Here is an 18,255-nt window from a genome sequence, read left to right as displayed (position 1 = left end):
GGGGCGTGGGGAGAAGTCTCTTTTGTTGGCACGATTCCGCATCGTAGCGTGGAACAACCGCCCCCACATCCGCGTGGAATATTCGGGCAGCGGAGTCCGGCTCGGAGAGATATGCCGGTCTTACCGGGCCGTAATGTGGAAACAGCCCTGCCGAACCTCGTACTTTACATAGCACTTGTGGTTTTTGCGCAGATCGTAGAGCACCTCGCCCAGCAGCAGGCGCAGGCGGTCGGAGGGGACGAAGCAGGTCGAGTCGGTCACGTTGTAGCGGTTGTAGGCAATGTCGAAGGTGGTGCCGTAGCGGTGGGCCGAGTTTTCGCTGGCGTTGGTGTTGCGCCGGCGCAGCGAGCGGATGGACTCGTCGGAGCGGAGGGCACTGGTGAGGATGATTTGCCGTCCGCCGGCACCGCGGCTCTCGAGCGAATCGTTGAAGTTCTTCCCGATGGTCATCAGCAGCCACTTGGTTCTGGGGGTGAGGTAGGGAATCGAGTGGGTGAGCTTGTCGACCGAGTAGTATTCGCAACTGTCTATTTTGGCCAGCTTCCAGAAGCCCATGCTGCGGGCCTCGTCGAGCGACTCGAGCGGGGCGATGCCGTTTTTGCGGGCAATGGCCAGGTGCTGGTCGTTGAGGTCGTTGAAGAGTTTGCGGAAACTGGTGTACTGGATGGGGCTCTTCGGCCAACCGGTGGGGCGGGGCTGGGTCTGCTGCTTCACCTCGAAGGTGTCGATAAAGGAACTGTCGGGGTAGTCGGGCTCGACCTGCTTGCCTTTGCAGCCGGTGATGAGGAGGGCGAAGATGACGAATATCGGTAGTAAGGTGTGACGCATGAGGTGAGGCTTTTCCGGGGGATTATCGAGCCGGATAGCCGACTGTCTGTGTCAATATTACTTTCTGGCGTTCATTCAGTTTCAGTACCTGGGCCAGTTCGGCGGCATCGAACGAGCCGCGCACCACGCTGCCCAGTCCGGCCGAGGCACAATAGAGATAGATGTTCTGGGCTATGAAACCGCAATCGACAAACATCATGTCGTTGCCCGGAGCCTTGTCGAGGTCGGCCACAAAAACGATGTTGAGCGGAGCCGTCTGGGCAAAAGGCTGTTTGCCGGCACTCTTGCGGAAGTCGCCGGCGGCTACCTGAGTCAGCACGTTTTGACGGGCATCGTAGCAGTAAGCCCCCTGGGCGGTGATGACATAGAGCGAAATCTCCTGCCGGTTGAGGGCCGAAGGTGCCGTGCGTTTATCCTCCCGGTTGTATCCCCAGGCGGCCCACAGGAGGTCGGCCATGGTTTGCGGCTCGATGGCCCGGGTGGTATCGAACTGGCGGGTAGAGGCCCGTTGGGCGAGTACCTGCATGAGCGGTTGGCCTCCCTGTTTCTGGGGGGCGGGGAGCTCGATGTTCTGGGCCATGGCCATCATCGGGCTCGCTATGAGGAGCGACAAAAGTAAACCTTTGATTTTCATACTGCTTGGTTTTGAGTGCGACGAACAAAGATAACGATTTATTCGGTAGAGCCCTAAAATAAAAATGTAAAAATTATCAAAGTCGAAGAAAATAAAAGAGTTACCCTTCGGGTGAATCGAGCGGAAAGTTGTACTTTTACACCACATTTTTTCAGGCGATGAAATCGAGCATGTTGATAAAGGTACGATTATTCGTGGCTGCGCTGGTGGCCGCGCTGGCAATGAGTGTACAGGCCCAGGTCGAGAACCGCGACTCCCTGCAGGTGAGTCTGCTCACGTGCGGCCCCGGTACCGAGGTGTACGAGCTTTTCGGGCACACGGCCTTGCGGGTCAGGCAGTTGACTCCCGGCGGATTTGACTATGTGTTCAACTATGGCATGTTCGACTTCAATGCCCCGGCCTTTGTGTGGCGGTTTACCAAGGGCGAGACCGACTATTGCCTGGGTGTGAACGACTTCCGCACCTTCCTGTTCAACTATGTGATGCGCGAGTCGCGGGTCGACGAGCAGATTCTCAACCTCACGCCCGAGCAGAGCCAGGCACTCTTCTACGCCCTGCTGGAGAATGCCCAGCCCCAGAACCGCGTCTACCGCTATAACTTCCTCTTCGACAACTGCGCCACCCGGCCCCGCAACATGGTCGAGGCGACCCTCGGCAATCGGGTGCGCTACCACGAACCCGAGGGCGAGTTGCCCACCTTCCGCGAGGAGATCGACAGCTACGCCGAGCGTTGCCCCTGGCTCATCTTCGGCATCGACCTGGCCCTGGGTGGCAGTCTGGACCGCCCCATGACTTACCGCGAACAGATGTTCGGCCCCGAAGTGCTGAAAGAGGCCTTTGCCCGGGCCGAGATTCAACTCGCACCCGACTCGGCCGCGGTGCCGCTGGTGAGCCGTACCGAGGTGCTCTACGACCCCGAAGTCCCGGCCCGTCCCGGTGTGACCCCCTTCTATCTCACCCCCCTCTTCGTGGCCTGGTTGCTGGCGGCGATTGTGGCGGTGTGGTCGCTCTGCGACATCCGGCGGGGACGTTGCTCGCGGGTACTCGATACCGTGCTCTTTACCGCCTACGGATTGGGAGGAGTGATTGTCTTTTTCCTCATGTTCGTCTCGGTGCATCCGGCCACCTGGCCCAACTATTCGGCCTTTTGGCTTCATCCCCTGTGGTTGTTGATGGCCCTCTTCATTTGGTTTAAATCTCTTAAAAATATCGTTAGATACTATCATTTTGCTAACTTTGCGGGGCTGTTGATTTTTCTGGTGCTGTGGCACTGGATTCCCCAGCAGTTCAACCCGGCATTCATTCCGCTGGTGCTGGTGTTGATGATGCGTTCGCTCACCTGGCTGTGGGTGGAGCACGGCAAGAAGCGGAATTGAACAGATATGAAAAAAAAGGTATTAGCAACACTTCTGCTCTCTTTGCTGGTTGTACCGCTGGTACAGTCGGCCGACCAGGCACCGCGTCTGGTGGTGGGTATTACGGTCGACCAGTTGCGCACCGACTACCTGATGGCCTTGCAGCATCTTTTCGGAGAGAAGGGCTTCAAGCGATTGATGAAGGAGGGGGTGGTTTGCGAAAACTTGGTCTACGACTATCCCAATGTCGACAAAGCCTCGGCTACGGCCACGCTCTACACGGGCACGATGCCCTTTTTCCATGGCATCCCCTCGGAGCGGTTTTTCAATACTACATTCCAGCGCGAAGAGTTTATTCTGAACGACCCTTCCAAGATAGGCAACTATACGCAAGAGACCTTTTCGCCCGAACGGCTCAAGACCTCGACCATCAGCGACGAGGTAAAGATTGTGAGCGGCGGCCTGGGGCGCGTCTATGCCGTGGCTCCCGATGCCCAGCAGGCCATCATCAGTGCGGGTCATGCTGGTAACTGTGCTTTCTGGATAAACGACCGTAACGGCAAGTGGGCCACCACGACCTACTATCGCGATGTGCCGGCCTATATCGAGCAGTTCAACTACGGACGTTCGCTGTCGGCCCGCATCGATACGCTGGCCTGGACGCCGGTCTATACCCCCGACCTCTATACGGCCATACCCTACCTGACCAACGATTTTTCGTTCAAGCGCACCTTCTCGCACGACAACCGCGACCGCTTTGCCCAGTTCAAGACAACGGCGCTGGTCAACCGCGAGATTACCGATGTGGCCGTGGAGTTCCTCGACAAGGGGCTTCTGGGACGCCGGGGCGTGCTCGACATGCTCAACGTCGGCTATACGGCCGGGGTCTACCTGAACAAGACCGTGCAGGAGTACGGCCTGGAGTTGCAGGACACCTACGTGCGCCTCGATCGTGATCTGGCCCGGCTGCTCGACGAGATAGACAAGAAGGTGGGGCTCGACCATACCGTCATCTTCGTGGCCTCGACCGGCTACTTCAAGGGCGAAGCCAAGGAGTCGCCCATCTACAACATACCCTCGGGCGAGTTCTATCCGCGCCGTGCCGTGTCGCTGCTGAATGTCTACCTGATGGCTCTTTATGGCCAGGGCGACTGGGTCATCGGATACCAGAACCGACAGATATTTCTGAATCGCAAACTCATCAAGGAGCGCGACCTCGATGCCGACGAGATGCGCGACAAGGCCGCTTCGTTCCTGATACAGATGGCCGGTGTACAGGATGTGTACACCATGCAACGGCTGTTGCTGAGCTACGGTACCGACCGGCTTGCCGCCATGCGCAACGGCTACTGCCCCAAGCTGTCGGGCGACCTCGTGCTCAATCTTTGCCCCGGGTGGGAGGTGGTGTATGAGGACAATGCCGACACCCGCGAGTATGTGCGCATCAATGCCATACCGGCCCCCTGCTTTATCCTCGCTCCCGATGTGAAGCCGGTACACATTGCCACGCCGGTGCGGGCTACGGCCATTGCACCCTCCGTTTCGCGCCTGCTGCGCATCCGTTCGCCCAACGGTTCTTCGTCCACTCCGCTCTCCGAAATTCAATACTAATTTCTTCCTTTTTGCGGAGTTAGCAAAATTTGCATTATTTTTGCAGGGTTCTATAAGGTTCCCTGCGGGGAAGAACCTTTTATTAACGAATAAAACAGACACTTTATATGGGATTTAACGATTTATTGAAAAAGCTGTTCGGCAACAAGTCGCAGCGCGACTTGAAAGAGATAGAGCCTTATATCCAGAAGATTAAGGCCATATCGCCCGAACTCGAAAAACTGACGAACGACGAGTTGCGTCATCGCGTCGATGTGGTGAAGCAGCATATCCAGGATACGGTTGCTCCCGACCGTCAACGCATTGCCGAGCTCAAGGAGCATGTCGAGACGCTCGACTACGACAAGCGTGAATCGACTTGGGAAGAGATTGACAAAATCGAGAAAAACATTCTGAAGAAAATCGAAGATGTGCTCGACGAGTCGCTCCCCGAGGTTTTTGCCATCGTGAAGGAGACCGCCCGCCGTTTCTGCAACAACGAGACTATCGAGGTGACCGCCAACGACTTCGACCGCAACCTGGCCGTAGACCACGACTTCGTGCATATCGAGGGCGACAAGGCCATCTATGTGAACCACTGGATGGCCGGTGGCAACGAAGTGGTGTGGGACATGGTACACTACGACGTGCAGCTCATCGGTGGTGTGGTACTGCACAAGGGTAAGATTGCCGAGATGGCTACCGGTGAAGGTAAAACGCTGGTGGCCACGCTGCCGGTATTCCTCAACGCCCTGCCGGGCAACGGCGTGCACGTGGTGACGGTCAACGACTACCTGTCGAAACGTGACTCGGAGTGGATGGGCCCGCTCTACATGTTCCACGGCCTGTCGGTCGACTGTATCGACAAGCACGAGCCCAACTCCGAAGCTCGACGCAACGCCTACAATGCCGATATTACCTTCGGTACCAACAACGAATTCGGTTTCGACTACCTGCGTGACAACATGGCCAGCTCGCCCCTCGACCTGGTACAGCGCATGCACAACTACGCCATTGTCGACGAGGTCGACTCGGTGTTGATCGACGATGCCCGTACGCCGTTGATCATTTCGGGTCCCACCCCCAAGGGCGACGACCAGATGTTCGAGCAGTTCCAGCCCAAAGTCGAGGAGCTGGTGAAGATGCAGCGTACCCTGGTAACCAAGCTGCTGGCCGAGGCCAAGACCAAAATCGCCTCGGACGACAAGAAGACCCGCGACGAGGGTGCCGTGCTGCTCTACCGCTGCTTCAAGGGTCTGCCCAAGAACGGAGCTTTGATTAAATACCTCAGTGAGCCCGGTATCAAACCCCTGATGCTCGAGACCGAGGCTATCTATATGGCCGACAACAACCGCCGTATGCCCGAGATTACCGACGACCTCTACTTCGTAATCGACGAGAAGAACAACAGCATCGACCTTACCGATAAGGGTATCGATGTGATGACCGGCAAGTCGGACGACCCCAACTTCTTCGTGCTGCCCAACATCAGCGAAGAGCTCTCGGACCTCGAGAATCAAAACCTTACGCCCGAGGAGAAACAGAACCGCAAGGACGAGCTGCTGCAAAACTACGCCATCAAGGCCGAGCGGGTTCACACCGTGCATCAGTTGTTGAAAGCCTATACCCTCTTCGAGCTCAACGACCAGTATGTGGTCATCGACAACAAGGTGAAAATCGTCGACGAGCAGACCGGCCGTATCATGGAGGGGCGTCGCTACTCCGACGGTCTGCACCAGGCCATCGAGGCCAAGGAGCACGTGAAGGTCGAGGCCGCCACGCAAACCTTTGCCACCATCACGTTGCAGAACTACTTCCGCATGTATCACAAGCTGGCCGGTATGACCGGTACCGCCGAGACCGAAGCCGGTGAGTTCTGGGACATCTATAAGCTCGATGTGGTGACTATCCCCACCAACAAGCCGGTAGCCCGTATCGATATGGACGACCGGGTATACAAGACCAAGCGTGCCAAGTACAACGCCGTAATCGAAGAGATTGTGAAGATGGTCGAGGCCGGACGCCCGGTACTGGTAGGTACCACGTCGGTCGAGATTTCGGAGTTGTTGAGCCGTATGCTCACCATGCGCAAGATCAAGCACAATGTGTTGAATGCCAAATATCACCAGCGCGAGGCCGAAATCGTGGCCCAGGCCGGACAGACGGGTACCGTGACCATCGCTACCAACATGGCCGGTCGTGGTACCGATATCAAGCTGTCGCCCGCCGTGCGCGAGGCCGGAGGTTTGGCCATCATCGGTACCGAGCGTCACGAGTCGCGTCGTGTCGACCGTCAGTTGCGTGGTCGTGCCGGACGTCAGGGCGACCCGGGTTCGTCGGTATTCTTCGTATCGTTCGAAGATACGGTGATGCGTCTGTTTGCCACCGACCGCGTGGTGAAGATGCTCGACCGTCTGGGTCTCAAGGAAGACGAGATGATCGAACACCGCATGGTATCCAAGTCGATTGAGAACGCCCAGCGTCGCGTCGAAGAGAACAACTACGGTATCCGCAAGCGGTTGCTCGAATACGACGACGTGATGAACGCCCAGCGTAACGTTATCTACACCAAGCGTCACCACGCCTTGATGGGCGAGCGTATCGGTATCGACATCATGAACATGTTCTACGATACCATCGAGTCGCTGGTCGAGGCCTACAACGGCTCCAACGACTACGAACCGCTGTCGATGGAGATGTTCAAGATATTTGCCGTAGAGATGCCCTTCGACGAGGACAAGTTCCGCTCGATGCGCAAGAACGAGATTATCGACAGCCTTTACGAGGCCGTGGTCGCCACCTTCAAGCGCAAGGGCGAACGCATGGCCGAGATTGCTCACATGAATATCAAGCCCTTCGTAGAGATGCGCGGTCTGTCGACCGGCATGATACGGGTGCCCATCACCGATGGCAAACGGGTGTTTGGTATCGCCTGCGACATCAACGAGGCCTACAAGAGCGAATCGCAGTCGGTGGTTAAGCAGTTCCAGAAAGCCGTATTGCTGATGACTATCGACGAGGCTTGGAAAGAGCACTTGCGCGAACTCGACCAGTTGCGCCAGTCGGTACAGAATGCCAGCTACGAGCAGAAAGACCCGCTGTTGATCTACAAGCTCGAGTCGTTCAACCTCTTCAAGTCGATGGTCGAGGCGATGAACCGCAAGGCTATCGCCATCCTCATGCGGGGTCAGATATACATCCAGGAGCCGCAGGATGTGCGCGAGGCCGCTCCCGAACGTCGCGAGGATTACAGCAAGTACCGCACCCAGAAGGACGACTACCCCGGTCAGGCCCAACAGCCGGCCCAGCAGGGTCAAGCCCAAGCTCAGGCACAGGCCGCCGCTGCACCGCAACAGCCGCGGGTTACCGAGCCTATCAAGGCTGCTCCCCGCGTAGGCCGCAACGATCCCTGTCCTTGCGGTAGCGGCAAGAAATACAAAAACTGTCACGGGAGAGGACTTTAATCTCCCTTTTGCCATACGCACGCAGCAGGCGACTCTCTTCGGAGAGCCGCCTGTTGTATTTTTGTTGAATAGCTTTTAAGGTCGGGGGGGAATACCTTAGAAGGGGTAGCCGATAGCCAGGTGGAAGGCGAGGCTGTTTTTGAATGAGGTCATGTTGTAGTACCCTTTGCGGCCGGTCTCGTAGGGGGCGTGGATGCCGATACCCAGATCGCCGCGTATCACCAGCATCCCGATGTCGTAGCGCAGCCCCACGCCGGTACCCAGGGCGATGTCTTTGAGGAAGGTGCGACCGTCCAGCTCGCCACCCGGGCGGTTGGGGTCGCGCTTCAGCAGCCAGATGTTGCCGGCATCGACAAAGGCGGCACCGTGCAGGTCGCCCCAGATGGGGAAGCGGTATTCGAGGTTGGCCTCGAGCTTGAAGGTACCCGTCTGGTCGAAGTATCCGTCTGCATCGTCCTGCGGCGGCAGGTAGCTGCCGGGTCCCAGCGAGCGGATGGTGAAGGCGCGTATGCTGTTGGCTCCACCGATGTAGAACTGTTCGCTGTACGGAACCTCCTGCGAGTTGCCGTAGGCATGTTCGGCCCCGATGAACAGGCGGCCTACCAGCCAGTGGTCGGGGCGGAAACGGTGGTAGTAGACCATCTCGGCGCTCCCCTTGACAAACTGGGAGAAGCTGCTGCCGAAGATGCGTTTCTCGCCGTGTTGTCCCAGCAGCGAGGTGATGCCGCTCAGGATATTGCCGGCCGACATGCCCATCAGTTGCCATACGAAGCGGTTGTCGACCTCGCGGCCGTAGGAGGTGTCGTAGGTATAGGTGTAGCTCGACGAGGGGATGAACTGGTCGCGGAAGCTGAGGGCGATGGCGGGGTTCTCCTCCATGGTCTTGTCGAACGACTCGGTGGTATTGAGCAGTTTGGTATAGACCAGTTTGAAGGGGGTGACCGAATGGCCGGCCCGTAGCGAGGTGCGGTACTCGTAACTCATCGACCCGTTGAACGACACCATGCGGAAGTAGTGCGGCCGATTCATCAGGTTGGCACCCAACTGGAACCGCGTGTAGGCGGGGTATCGGCGGGTGCGGGGCATCTGCGGCAGGAAACCGGGCACGATGCGGGGGAAGGAGAGCGACGAGTTCAAGCCGAATTCATAGGAGTTGAAGAGCGATGCCTTGCCGTGTTGCGAGCCGCCGCCCGTCTGCCACTCGTAGCTGCCGTTGAGTTTCACCGAGAGCTTCTCGCCGCCCCCGAAAAGGTTGTTGTGGTTGATTCCGAAAATCAGGCCCGGGCCTATGTAACTGTTTGACTTGGACGACACGTTGGCCTCGATGGTGGCCTCGAGCGGCACGTCGAACGCCGCCTGTATCGTAACGTCGAGCGAGTCTCGTTGCGCAAGCGAGTCGAGCGGGGTCACCTCGACGGCTACCGAGCGGAATATGCCCAGCCGTCCCAGATTCGACTGGGTGGTGTTCTGCGTGGCTACCGAATAGATGGTGCCCGGTCTGAAGGTGATGTTGCGGGGCAATATCCACTGCTTCAGGTGGACAGGCTTGCGGTAGACTACCGTCAGGTGGGGATACCGGATGGTGTCGGGCGTGCCGCCGCCGTCGGCCCGTTGCAGGTTCACGTGGATGTGCCCCACGTAGTAGGGTTTGAGTGCCTGGGTAGGGATACCCTTCTTGAGGGTCATGCGCAGCGCCACTTTGCCGGGCGAGAGGGTCGTATCGGCCAGATACTCGATATACTCGGGACGGAAGTAGAAATAGCCGTTGTTGCGCAGGGCGCTGGTGATGCGGTCGCGTTCGGCCGAGAGCGAGTCGAGGCAGTAGCGGTCGCCGGGTTGCAGCAGCGTGGCACTGTTGATGCTGTCGATAAACCGGGTGAGGGGGGTGGTAGGCGCCGGCAGCTCGATGGTGTCGAGGGTATAGGCCGGCGGCACCTCGACCTTGTACGAGATGCGGGCCTTGCGGGGGTTGCGCTTGTTGTAGATGAGTTCGTAGTCGGCCTCGGCCCCGAAGTAGCCGTTGTTTGCCAGAATGTCCTTGATTACGCTCATGCGCAGCTCGGGCTGCACGCTCGAGACGAGTACCGGCTCCTTGGCCAGTTTTTCGTAAATCCAGTGTTTCAACCCTTTGTCGCTTTTGGGTTCCAGATAGTTCCATACCCAAAGGCCCAGAGGGAAGGGGGTGCGCACGTAGGGCGAGAAGAGGGGATTGTTGGGAGCCACCGAGAGGGAGGTCTTGATTTCGGACTTCACGTTGTCGGCAATCTTCACCCCCGAGTCGGGGATAATCTCCATCTTCTTCACGCCGGTATAGAGCACCTCGTCGTCGGTGAGGCGACGGGTGGTGGAACACCCGATGAGTATCGCCGTGGCCAGCAGGGCGACAAAGAGGTAGGCAAGGGTCTGTTTCATGGTGCGGCCTCCTTTCGGCTTTTGCGGGAACGGAAGAGCTCCCAGAGGTTGACCAGCCGTTTCTTCACGACGAAGCCCACGCCGGTCTGAGTGATTTCGCCCTCGAGAATACTCTCGTAACCCGTGTGGCGGAATACCTTGATATACATGTTGTCGCGCTGGTTGAGGTAATATTCCAGCGAAATATCGTCGATAAAGTTCTCCTTGAAATTGACGTCGGCATTGTCGTCGGGGCTGAGGCTACCCCCGATGACCACCTTCACCCGGTTGTTGAAGAGGCTCTTGGCCGCCCGGTAGGAGTAGTCGGTGCGGGTGTTGATGCCCGAGGCGTCGGTGTAGGAGTCGATGCCGAACGAGAGGTCGATGCCCTTCAGCCCCTGGGCCCACTGGTTGAGCTCCTTCTCGAGGAACGAGTTGAGCGGGTTGCCCAGCAGGTCGCTCCGCGTGGTCGAGGTGCCCGGCCCGGTGTAGGTATTGTAGATGAGCAGACTCATGGCTTGCGAGGCCCGCTGCTCGGCCGTGAGCGAGGTGAGCTGGTTTTGCAGGGTGAGGTCTTCGGGGGCCGAGAGGTCGAACGAGACCGAGAGGTTTTCGAGCGAGTTCTTGATGAGGATGCTGATGTCGAAGTTGACCTGCCGCGAGTTCTTGTCGTCTTCGGTAATGGTGGTGCGCACCGTCTCGACGGCGGTAATAGACATTTGCGGGTCGGCAATGTCGCCGTTCCACGAGACGAAGCTGCCGTCCTGTATCTTGAACAGCTTCTCCGAGATGATGGGCGGGTTGTAGCGCACGAATCCGCCCGAGAGGTTGTAGCGGCCCGAGAACCGGCTGTCGCCCAGGGTATTCATCGTGTAGGTGAGGTTGCCGCCACCCTGAAGATCGATGCGGTTTTTGCCGTCGACCGAGAGGTTTACCCCCATCTTCACGGTGGGCGATATGTTGATGTTGACCAGGATGTCCATGCCCATCATGTTGCTTTTGGGCAAAGTATCGGCCTCGATTACTTCGGTGCTGTCGTTGAACGAGACGAAAGTGACGATGTTGTTCTCCTGCTGTTGCAGGGTAAAGGGCGAGTCCTGCATCACGTAGGTCACCTCGGTACCGGTGAGCAACCCCACGTTGCCGGTTATCTTCAGGCCGTCGAGGGGGCCGTTTACCCGCATGTCCATATCGGCGATGACCGAGCCGTAGAGGGTGGCCTTGGTGCTGCGGCCCGACTTCACGGGCTGGAAGGCCGAGGCGAAGATGTGCAGGTCGGTGTTGATCTTCTCCAGATTCCGGAAGTCGACGTTCCCGTCGATGTGCAGCGGGTTCTTGTTGGCACCGGCAATTTCGTAGTTGTCGAACAGCAGCACGTTCCGGTCGATGCGTATGGGGTTGGGTGAGAAGCTGAGGCTGGCCCCCATCGACTTGGAGCTGGCCGTGGCCTGCACCATCTGCAAGTAGCCGTCGAGCTGGGGGGCCGAGGTGGTGCCACCCACGGTCATCTGTCCGTTGAGGTACCCCTGCAACTGGGCCATGTCGGCCGGCAGAAAGGGGTTGACTGTGGCCAGGGGGAGGCTGTCGACCGACAGTTGCAGCGCCACGGGCGATTCAGCCTTGTCGTCGAGCTCTCCCGACAGAGTCAGTACCTGCACGCTGTCAATCTGCAGGGCGGCCTGAGCCTCCTGCCGACCGAGCGAATCGAGCCGGTAGTCGACCTTCAGGTCGAAGTCGCCCACCCGTCGCTTGCCGTAGTAGAATTGCGATACCTCCAGGTTGCCGGCTACCTGGGTGCCGCTCTGCGGGAAATCGACCAGCAGGTTGGCCGAGACGCTGCCTGCAATCTGCGGCGAGAAGGGTGACAGTGCCAGCCAGGGGGCAATCTCCATGCCGTTGATGTCGACCTTCAGAGGCTCCTGCCGGGCCAGGTCGTGGTCGGCGGGCGAGCCGTGCAGGGTGGTGACAATGAGGTGACGGTCGCCGTGGGTGAGGGCGATGTTGGCATCGAAGTGGTGCCGGTCGTAGTGGTAAGCCAGGAAGTTGTCGGGGTTCAGGGTCCAGATTTCGAAGCCGATGATGGGGTTTTTGGGGAAGAGCGAGACCTTCACGAGCGAGTCGAGGAAGTCGACTTGGCTACCGATGCGGAATCCCTCCTGTCCCTGCCGGTTTTTCTGCACGCAGAAGAATTTGGTTGTATTGCCCGACAGGAACCCGTTGAGGTTGACCGAGGCCAGTTGGTCCAGATTGCCGGGTTTGTTGCCCACCTGGAGCGAATAGTAGAGTCGCTCTTCGCGTTCGTGCCGTTCGAACAGCGAGAGCTGTATGGTGTCGATGACGATGCCGCTTGCCGAGAAGCGGTCGACCTGGCTCCTGGCGTTGAGCAGGGAGTCGTTGGCCGCCGTGAGGCTGAATTGCGAGAATCCCATGCCTGCTCCTTGGAGGTATTGTTGTACCAGATTGTTGCGCTTGGCGCTGGCCGTGAGTTCGAAAGGGGGCAACGCCTGGTGCAGTGCCTCCATGTCGAGCCGTTTCTTCTCCTGCACCGAAGCGACGATGGGCATCGCGTCGCTAAGTTTGGCCAGGAATGGCGTGAGCCCCGTAGCCGAGGTGAAGTTCACCGCCAGGTCGCCGCTTTGCAGCGAGGCCTGTATGCGGGTCGAGTCGGTTTGAGCCGCGAGCGACAGCTTGTCGGTCTGCAGTCGCCCGGTGGGCAGCAGGAGCGACAGCTTGCTGAGGTCCAGGGTCGCCTGGTATTGCTCCTTCTCTGGTTCTACCTGCCCCGACAGCGCTATCGAGGTCGACATCTGGCAGGTCTCGGTGGTGAGTCGCAGCGCGTGGAGGTCGGTATGGATGTCGCCCGAGAGGGCTACGAGGTACTGTTGTGGAGAGATCGAGCCCGACAGGCTGAGGCCGACGAGCAGGTTGGGGTCGGTGCAGGCGATGTGGCCCGTGGCCCTCCCGCGGTTCACGCGGGCGTCGACGGTCAGTCCCGAGTAGAGATACCCCGCATATTGGGCGGTGTCTACCTCGAGGTGGGCCGTGAGTCGGGCCAGCGAGTCGAGCGGATTGTATCGCTCCCCTTCGATTCGAGCCGAAGCCGAGAGTACACCCAGCGAATCGTGCGGCAGGAAGGCCGAGAGGGGGAAGCGGTCGATGTGCAGACGCCCCCGGTATTGCTGGCTGCGGGTATCGAGTCGGGCTCGCAGTGCGATGCTGCCGTCGCCCGTTGAGAGTCGGGCCCGCGATTGGATGGTTGGGCCGGCCAGGGTGGCCCTGCCCGAGAATCGGGTAGGGGGAAGATGGAGGCGATGGCGCAGCGAGTCGGGTATGAATTGGGCGATGAGCGGCGACTCCCTGAGGGCGATGCCCCATTGCAGTTCGCCGGCCAGACGCTCGGTATCGGGCAGGTGTTGCACGCGCCCGGTGGTGCGGGCATTGAATGTGCCGGGCAGCGACAGGTCGCCCCGGGTGAGGAGCAGGTCGCCCAGCGTGCCGCCCACGGTTATGTCGGTGTGCAGCGTGCTCGAGAGGAGCACTCCCCGGGTATAGGAGTCGTATTGGGGAAAGAGTCGGATGAGGTCGCCCACGGCAATGCGGGCTTGCAGCTCGGCCTCGACGGGAGCCTGGGGCGACTGGGTGAAGATGTCGCTCCCCGCCTGCAGTTGGGCCGAAATTTCGGAAAGGGCGGTTTGCAGGAGGAAGTCGTGCAGGGCGATGCCGGTCGAGTCCATCGCAAAGACGCCTTGCGTGTGGGTGACGGCCAGCCCCGAGCGTTCGACAAAGGCAAGCTGTTTGATAGGTACCCGTATGGCACTGCCCTGGTTGTAGAGCGAGTCGATGGCAATCTCGATGCCGTTGAGCGACAGGTAACCCGGGTCGAGCCCCTTTTGTGGAATCTTCGTCGGCAGGGCATAGAGGGCGCTGTTTTGGTGCAGCCGCAGTTGTGCTATCCGCACGGTCCACGGTGGCGAGACCACCGTGTCGGCAGCCTCTTCGGAGGGAGTGGTAGTTTCGCCGGTCTCGCCGCTGCCCGGGTAGTAGCGGTAGTCGCCCCGGTCGATGGTCGCCTCGGCCACATCGACCTGCTGACGATAGAGGTCGATGTATCCCTTCCGCAGGGTCGCTGTCTCAATCGAGGCGTCGAGCTGCTGGATGGTGGGCTGCATCTGCATGGCGTAGTGTATCTGCGACAAGCCTATCTCGCCGACCGAGATGCGCCAGTCGAGCGGGGCGCTGGCGGTATCGGTGGTGTCGGTCGACTCGCCCGCGATGTCGAGGGCAATGTCGCCACCCTGGAGCTGGAGCGAGGGCAGCTCGATGAGCGAACCTTTCAGGTCGACGCGGGCCTCTTGGGTAGCAAACCGTTCGACGCGAGCTGAGAAGGTGAGGGTCGAGTCGGCATTTGCAAAGCGGAAACGGGTGGCGTGCAGGGCGATTTCGGTGACATCGACCTCGCCCTTCAGCAGCCGGGCCGGGGCGATGCCTACCTGTACGTTGCCACTTTGCAGCAGGGTGTCGCCCGGAGCGGTGAGCAGCAGGATGTCGTCGATTTGCAGTTTGAAGGGGAAGCGCAGCGACAGGTCGCCGATGGTCAGTTGCATGCCGGTCGACTGGTTCACGTAGCGGCATATTTCGGTTTTCCCCCATCGTTGCACGGCCGGTATGTAGATACACAGCGGCAGGGCAAGCAGCAGCACGAAAAGCGAGGCAAGGGTGATGGCAATATATTTCAGTGCTCTTTTCATGAGGGAGGAATCTTTTTCAAGTCTCTGTATTTACACCCTATTTAACGGTTTTCCAGTGACTGGATTATAAACATTGGCTTCGAGGAATTTGTTTTGAGAATATACCGAAAACCTAAAAACCGAGGTAAATATATGAAAAATTATTTGTATCTTATCGTTTTGTTCACAACGATTGCATTAGGCATAGGGCCGAGCCGAGGCGAAAACAAAACGACCAATCGGAAAATCTCGCTGTCGGAGCTTCCACAATCGGCGCGTCAGTTGTTGCAAACCTATTTTCCAGGGGCTCGGGTATTGCAGTGTGTACACTCGCGCACGTGGGACGAATACGGGGTGAAGGTCTCGGGTGGTTACGACCTGGAGTTCGACCGCAAGGGACGTTGGGAGGAGATCGATTCGCACGACAACCCGTTGGCTCCCGAGCTGGTGAAATTGCTTCCCGCACCCGTGGGCGAATATCTCGAGCAGCATTACCCCGGTGCGAAAGTCGAGAGTATGGAGCAGCGCAAGAATCTCTATAAGCTCACACTTGTCCATCCCGAGACCCATCTCTATTTTTCGAAAGCGGGCGAGTTTGTCAAGGCCCGGAACGATTGACGATTATCGGCCCGAGTAGGTCATGCCTATCCCGATGAGCTTGTCGTAGCGTTCGCCCGGTGCGCGGTGGTATACCTTCACCAGATACTCGTTGACCGTCTGGTAATAGTTGCCCTCGACAGGAGCTGCCGTGGCCGAGCTTGCGCCGTCGGGCAGGAACAGATACTGGTAGTTGTAGGAACCCTGTTTCAGAAGCAGGGTTTTCTCGTATTGGCCCGTTTCCGGGTTATAGACCATCTCGTTGTAGGGGGTGTAGAGATGGTTGGTCATCTCGCCGTCGATATAGATTTTGCCGCCTGGTATGGGGTCGGAGTCGAGGGTGAAGTGCACCACGAAGTAGTCGGCCTCGGTGTCGCTGTCGTTGGCACCGCTCTGGCGGATGACGAAGCGTCCGTTTTGAGTCTTGTCGTAGAGGTAGCTCGTCTCGGCCCGGGGCTCCGTGGTAGTCAGAACCACGTGGTAGTAGGGGTCGAAGTGGTAAATTTTCGAGACACCCAGCCCGGCGTAGCGGGTGGCTACCATTTCGAACCGGCGGAACTCGTTGCCCGCCTCGAAGATGAGGTTGCGGTCATGGTCGAATATGACCTGGTTGCCCTGTACGCGCAACGGCCGGGTTACAATCACCTCCTGGTCGCGCCGTCCGTTGGGGGTGACGCTCACCTTCAGTTCGTTGTAGGGGTTTTGTATGCGGTAGTTGTTGGCATTGAGACTGACGCTCACCTGCTGGTGCTCGCTGTTGTAGTCGATGTCGGTACGCGAGGTGACGCTGGGGGCTACCAGAATATCGTTTTCGTAGACCGAGAAGCAGACCTGCAGCAATATCTGTTCGGGTTCGTTCTCGGGGTAGACCAGCAACACGTAGTTGCCCGATGCCTTGAACTGCACATCCTCGTTGGGGAGGGTGAGGCTGTAATGCACATAGTGAACAAAGGTGGCGATGGAGTAGTCGAAGGTTTCGATGGGGTTGGTGTTGAAGCCGTCGAGGTATTCGAGCTCCGACAGGGCCGAGGGTCGCCAGTCGGCATTGCAGTGTATGAGACTGTATTGCAGGTACGAGGCCTCCTCGGTCATCTCGTCGAACGAGATGGTGATGTGCTCGTTGCTGTTCAACTCGATAATCGGGGGGAAGAGGTCGCGCCCCTCGACGTCGGTGCGGATGGTCTTGAAGCGGTCGCTGAAGGCGCGGGTTTCGTAGACCTCGTTCGAGAAGTTCTGGGCCAGAACGGTCAGCGGACTCCACAGGGCAATCGCGGCGAGCAGGGCGTACAGTCTGTATTTCGGTTTCATAAAGTGTCGGTTTGAAAGTTCTTAGTGGCAAATGTACGAAATTTTATGCCGGTTTCCTAATAACTGTTACACAAATGGAGCAATTATCGCGTAATATGAAAATATTGGCTATATTTGCGCGCAACTTGACATGAGAATTGAATAAGAAAGACGATATATGAATTGTAAACATTTGACTATTGCCTGCGCATTGTCCGTGGTTTCGGTGTGCGCTTGGGCCGGAGAAAACAAGAAAGATTCCGTAGGGTATCAGTTTACCGTTACGAAAGAGTTGAAAACCAATTCGGTGAAAGACCAGAGCCGCTCGGGCACGTGCTGGAGCTTCTCGACGCTGTCGTTTATCGAGGATGACCTCTTGCGCCAGGGCAAGCCGGCGGTCGACCTCTCCGAGATGTTTATCGTTCGCAACGACTATATCGAGAAGGCCATCAAGTATGTACGCATGCACGGCAGCATCTCGTTCTCGGCCGGAGGTAGCGCCTACGACGTGCTCTACATTATCGATAAATACGGTGTGGTTCCCGAGGAGGTCTATACCGGCCTGAACTACGGTACCGACAAACACCAGCACGGTGAGCTCGATGCCATTCTCAAAGGCTATGTCGATGCCGTTATCGCCAACCCCAACAAGAAGCTGTCGTCGGCCTGGCTCGACGGATTCAAGGCGGTGCTCGATACCTACCTGGGCAAGGTGCCCGAGAAGTTTACCTACAACGGGGTAGAGTACACGCCCAAGTCGTTTGCCGAGTCGCTGGGTATCAAGTCGAGCGACTACATTCCGTTGACTTCGTTTACACACCACGACTTCTACAAACCTTTTGCCATCGAGGTGCCCGACAACTGGTTGTGGTCGCAGTACTACAACATACCCCTCAACGAGCTGATGGAGACCATCGACTACTCGATTGACAAGGGGTATACGGTGATGTGGGCGTCGGACGTGAGCGAAAAGGGATTCCAATACCTCAAGGGCTTTGCCGTAGTTCCCGTCGAGAAGAAAAACGACAACCTCTCGGGTACCGAGCTGGCCCGCTGGGTGAAACTGTCGAAGGCCGAGAAAGAGGGCGAACTCTACAAATTCGAGGAGCCCGAGGAGGAGATGGTCATCGACCAGAAGGTGCGCCAGGAGGCTTTTGACAACTACGAGACAACCGACGACCACGGCATGGTGTTCGTGGGTACGGCTGTCGACCAGAACGGTACGAAGTACTACAAGGTGAAAAACTCGTGGGGGACCGAGCAGGTGTATGGCGGATTCTTCTATGCGTCGGAGGCCTTTGTCAAATACAAGACGATGGATATTCTGGTGCACAAGGATGCCGTCCCAGCCAAGATTCTGAAGAAATTGCATTTGCAGTAAA

The 18,255-nt window shown here is 58.1% G+C and carries 10 protein-coding genes; 5 read left to right on the top strand and 5 right to left on the bottom strand.

All coding sequences use genetic code 11. From position 1 onward, the window contains the following. Nucleotides 1–120 precede the first annotated feature (120 nt). Both NW211_RS02315 and NW211_RS02310 read right to left on the bottom strand, forming a co-directional pair. On the bottom strand, nucleotides 121–828 hold the full coding sequence (locus tag NW211_RS02315; protein ID WP_258326785.1) for a DUF5715 family protein: 708 nt from the start codon (nucleotides 826–828) through the stop codon (nucleotides 121–123). 22 nt (nucleotides 829–850) lie between these two features. After that, a complete protein-coding gene (locus tag NW211_RS02310) occupies nucleotides 851–1,462 on the bottom strand; it encodes a SagB/ThcOx family dehydrogenase (protein WP_087409099.1) in 612 nt (203 codons plus the stop codon). Between the two features lie 170 nt (nucleotides 1,463–1,632). Between NW211_RS02310 and NW211_RS02305 the strand changes: the two genes are divergently transcribed. The 3 genes from NW211_RS02305 to secA all read left to right on the top strand — a co-directional run bounded on the left by NW211_RS02305 (nucleotide 1,633) and on the right by secA (nucleotide 7,871). After that, nucleotides 1,633–2,838, top strand: a complete 1,206-nt coding sequence (locus tag NW211_RS02305) for a DUF4105 domain-containing protein (protein ID WP_158096870.1) — start codon at nucleotides 1,633–1,635, stop codon at nucleotides 2,836–2,838. Between the two features lie 6 nt (nucleotides 2,839–2,844). Continuing rightward, a complete protein-coding gene (locus NW211_RS02300) occupies nucleotides 2,845–4,428 on the top strand; it encodes an alkaline phosphatase family protein (protein WP_258326784.1) in 1,584 nt (527 codons plus the stop codon). Nucleotides 4,429–4,535: 107 nt separating this feature from the next. After that, nucleotides 4,536–7,871, top strand: coding sequence for a preprotein translocase subunit SecA (gene secA / locus NW211_RS02295; protein WP_258326783.1), 3,336 nt, complete (start codon nucleotides 4,536–4,538; stop codon nucleotides 7,869–7,871). A 96-nt stretch (nucleotides 7,872–7,967) separates the two neighbouring features. Here the strand turns inward: secA and NW211_RS02290 are convergent, their stop codons facing one another. Together NW211_RS02290 and NW211_RS02285 are read right to left on the bottom strand one after the other, a co-directional pair. Continuing rightward, entirely contained in the window at nucleotides 7,968–10,283 is a 2,316-nt protein-coding gene (locus NW211_RS02290) for a BamA/TamA family outer membrane protein (protein WP_258326782.1), read from the bottom strand. After that, on the bottom strand, nucleotides 10,280–15,010 hold the full coding sequence (locus NW211_RS02285; RefSeq protein WP_258326781.1) for a translocation/assembly module TamB: 4,731 nt from the start codon (nucleotides 15,008–15,010) through the stop codon (nucleotides 10,280–10,282). Before NW211_RS02285 ends, NW211_RS02290 begins: the two co-directional genes overlap by 4 nt. 132 nt (nucleotides 15,011–15,142) lie before the next feature. Between NW211_RS02285 and NW211_RS02280 the strand changes: the two genes are divergently transcribed. Beyond that, nucleotides 15,143–15,607 (top strand): PepSY-like domain-containing protein, encoded by a 465-nt coding sequence (locus NW211_RS02280; protein ID WP_258326780.1) that lies wholly within the window; start codon nucleotides 15,143–15,145, stop codon nucleotides 15,605–15,607. A gap of 3 nt (nucleotides 15,608–15,610) precedes the next feature. On the opposite strand, the gene NW211_RS02275 is transcribed toward NW211_RS02280, so the two are convergent. Then, a complete protein-coding gene (locus tag NW211_RS02275; protein WP_258326779.1) occupies nucleotides 15,611–16,894 on the bottom strand; it encodes a DUF5103 domain-containing protein in 1,284 nt (427 codons plus the stop codon). 157 nt (nucleotides 16,895–17,051) lie between these two features. On the opposite strand from NW211_RS02275, the gene NW211_RS02270 reads away from it, so the two are divergent. Beyond that, nucleotides 17,052–18,254: an aminopeptidase C gene (locus NW211_RS02270; RefSeq protein WP_087409091.1), complete on the top strand. Its 1,203-nt coding sequence runs from the start codon at nucleotides 17,052–17,054 to the stop codon at nucleotides 18,252–18,254. The last annotated feature ends 1 nt before the right edge of the window (nucleotide 18,255 follow it).

It is taken from the genome of Barnesiella sp. ET7 (assembly GCF_024733785.1).
GTDB lineage: Bacteria > Bacteroidota > Bacteroidia > Bacteroidales > Barnesiellaceae > Barnesiella > Barnesiella merdigallinarum.
The sequence above is the reverse complement of the archived record's forward strand: the minus strand, read 5'-3'. Positions and strand labels throughout refer to the sequence as shown.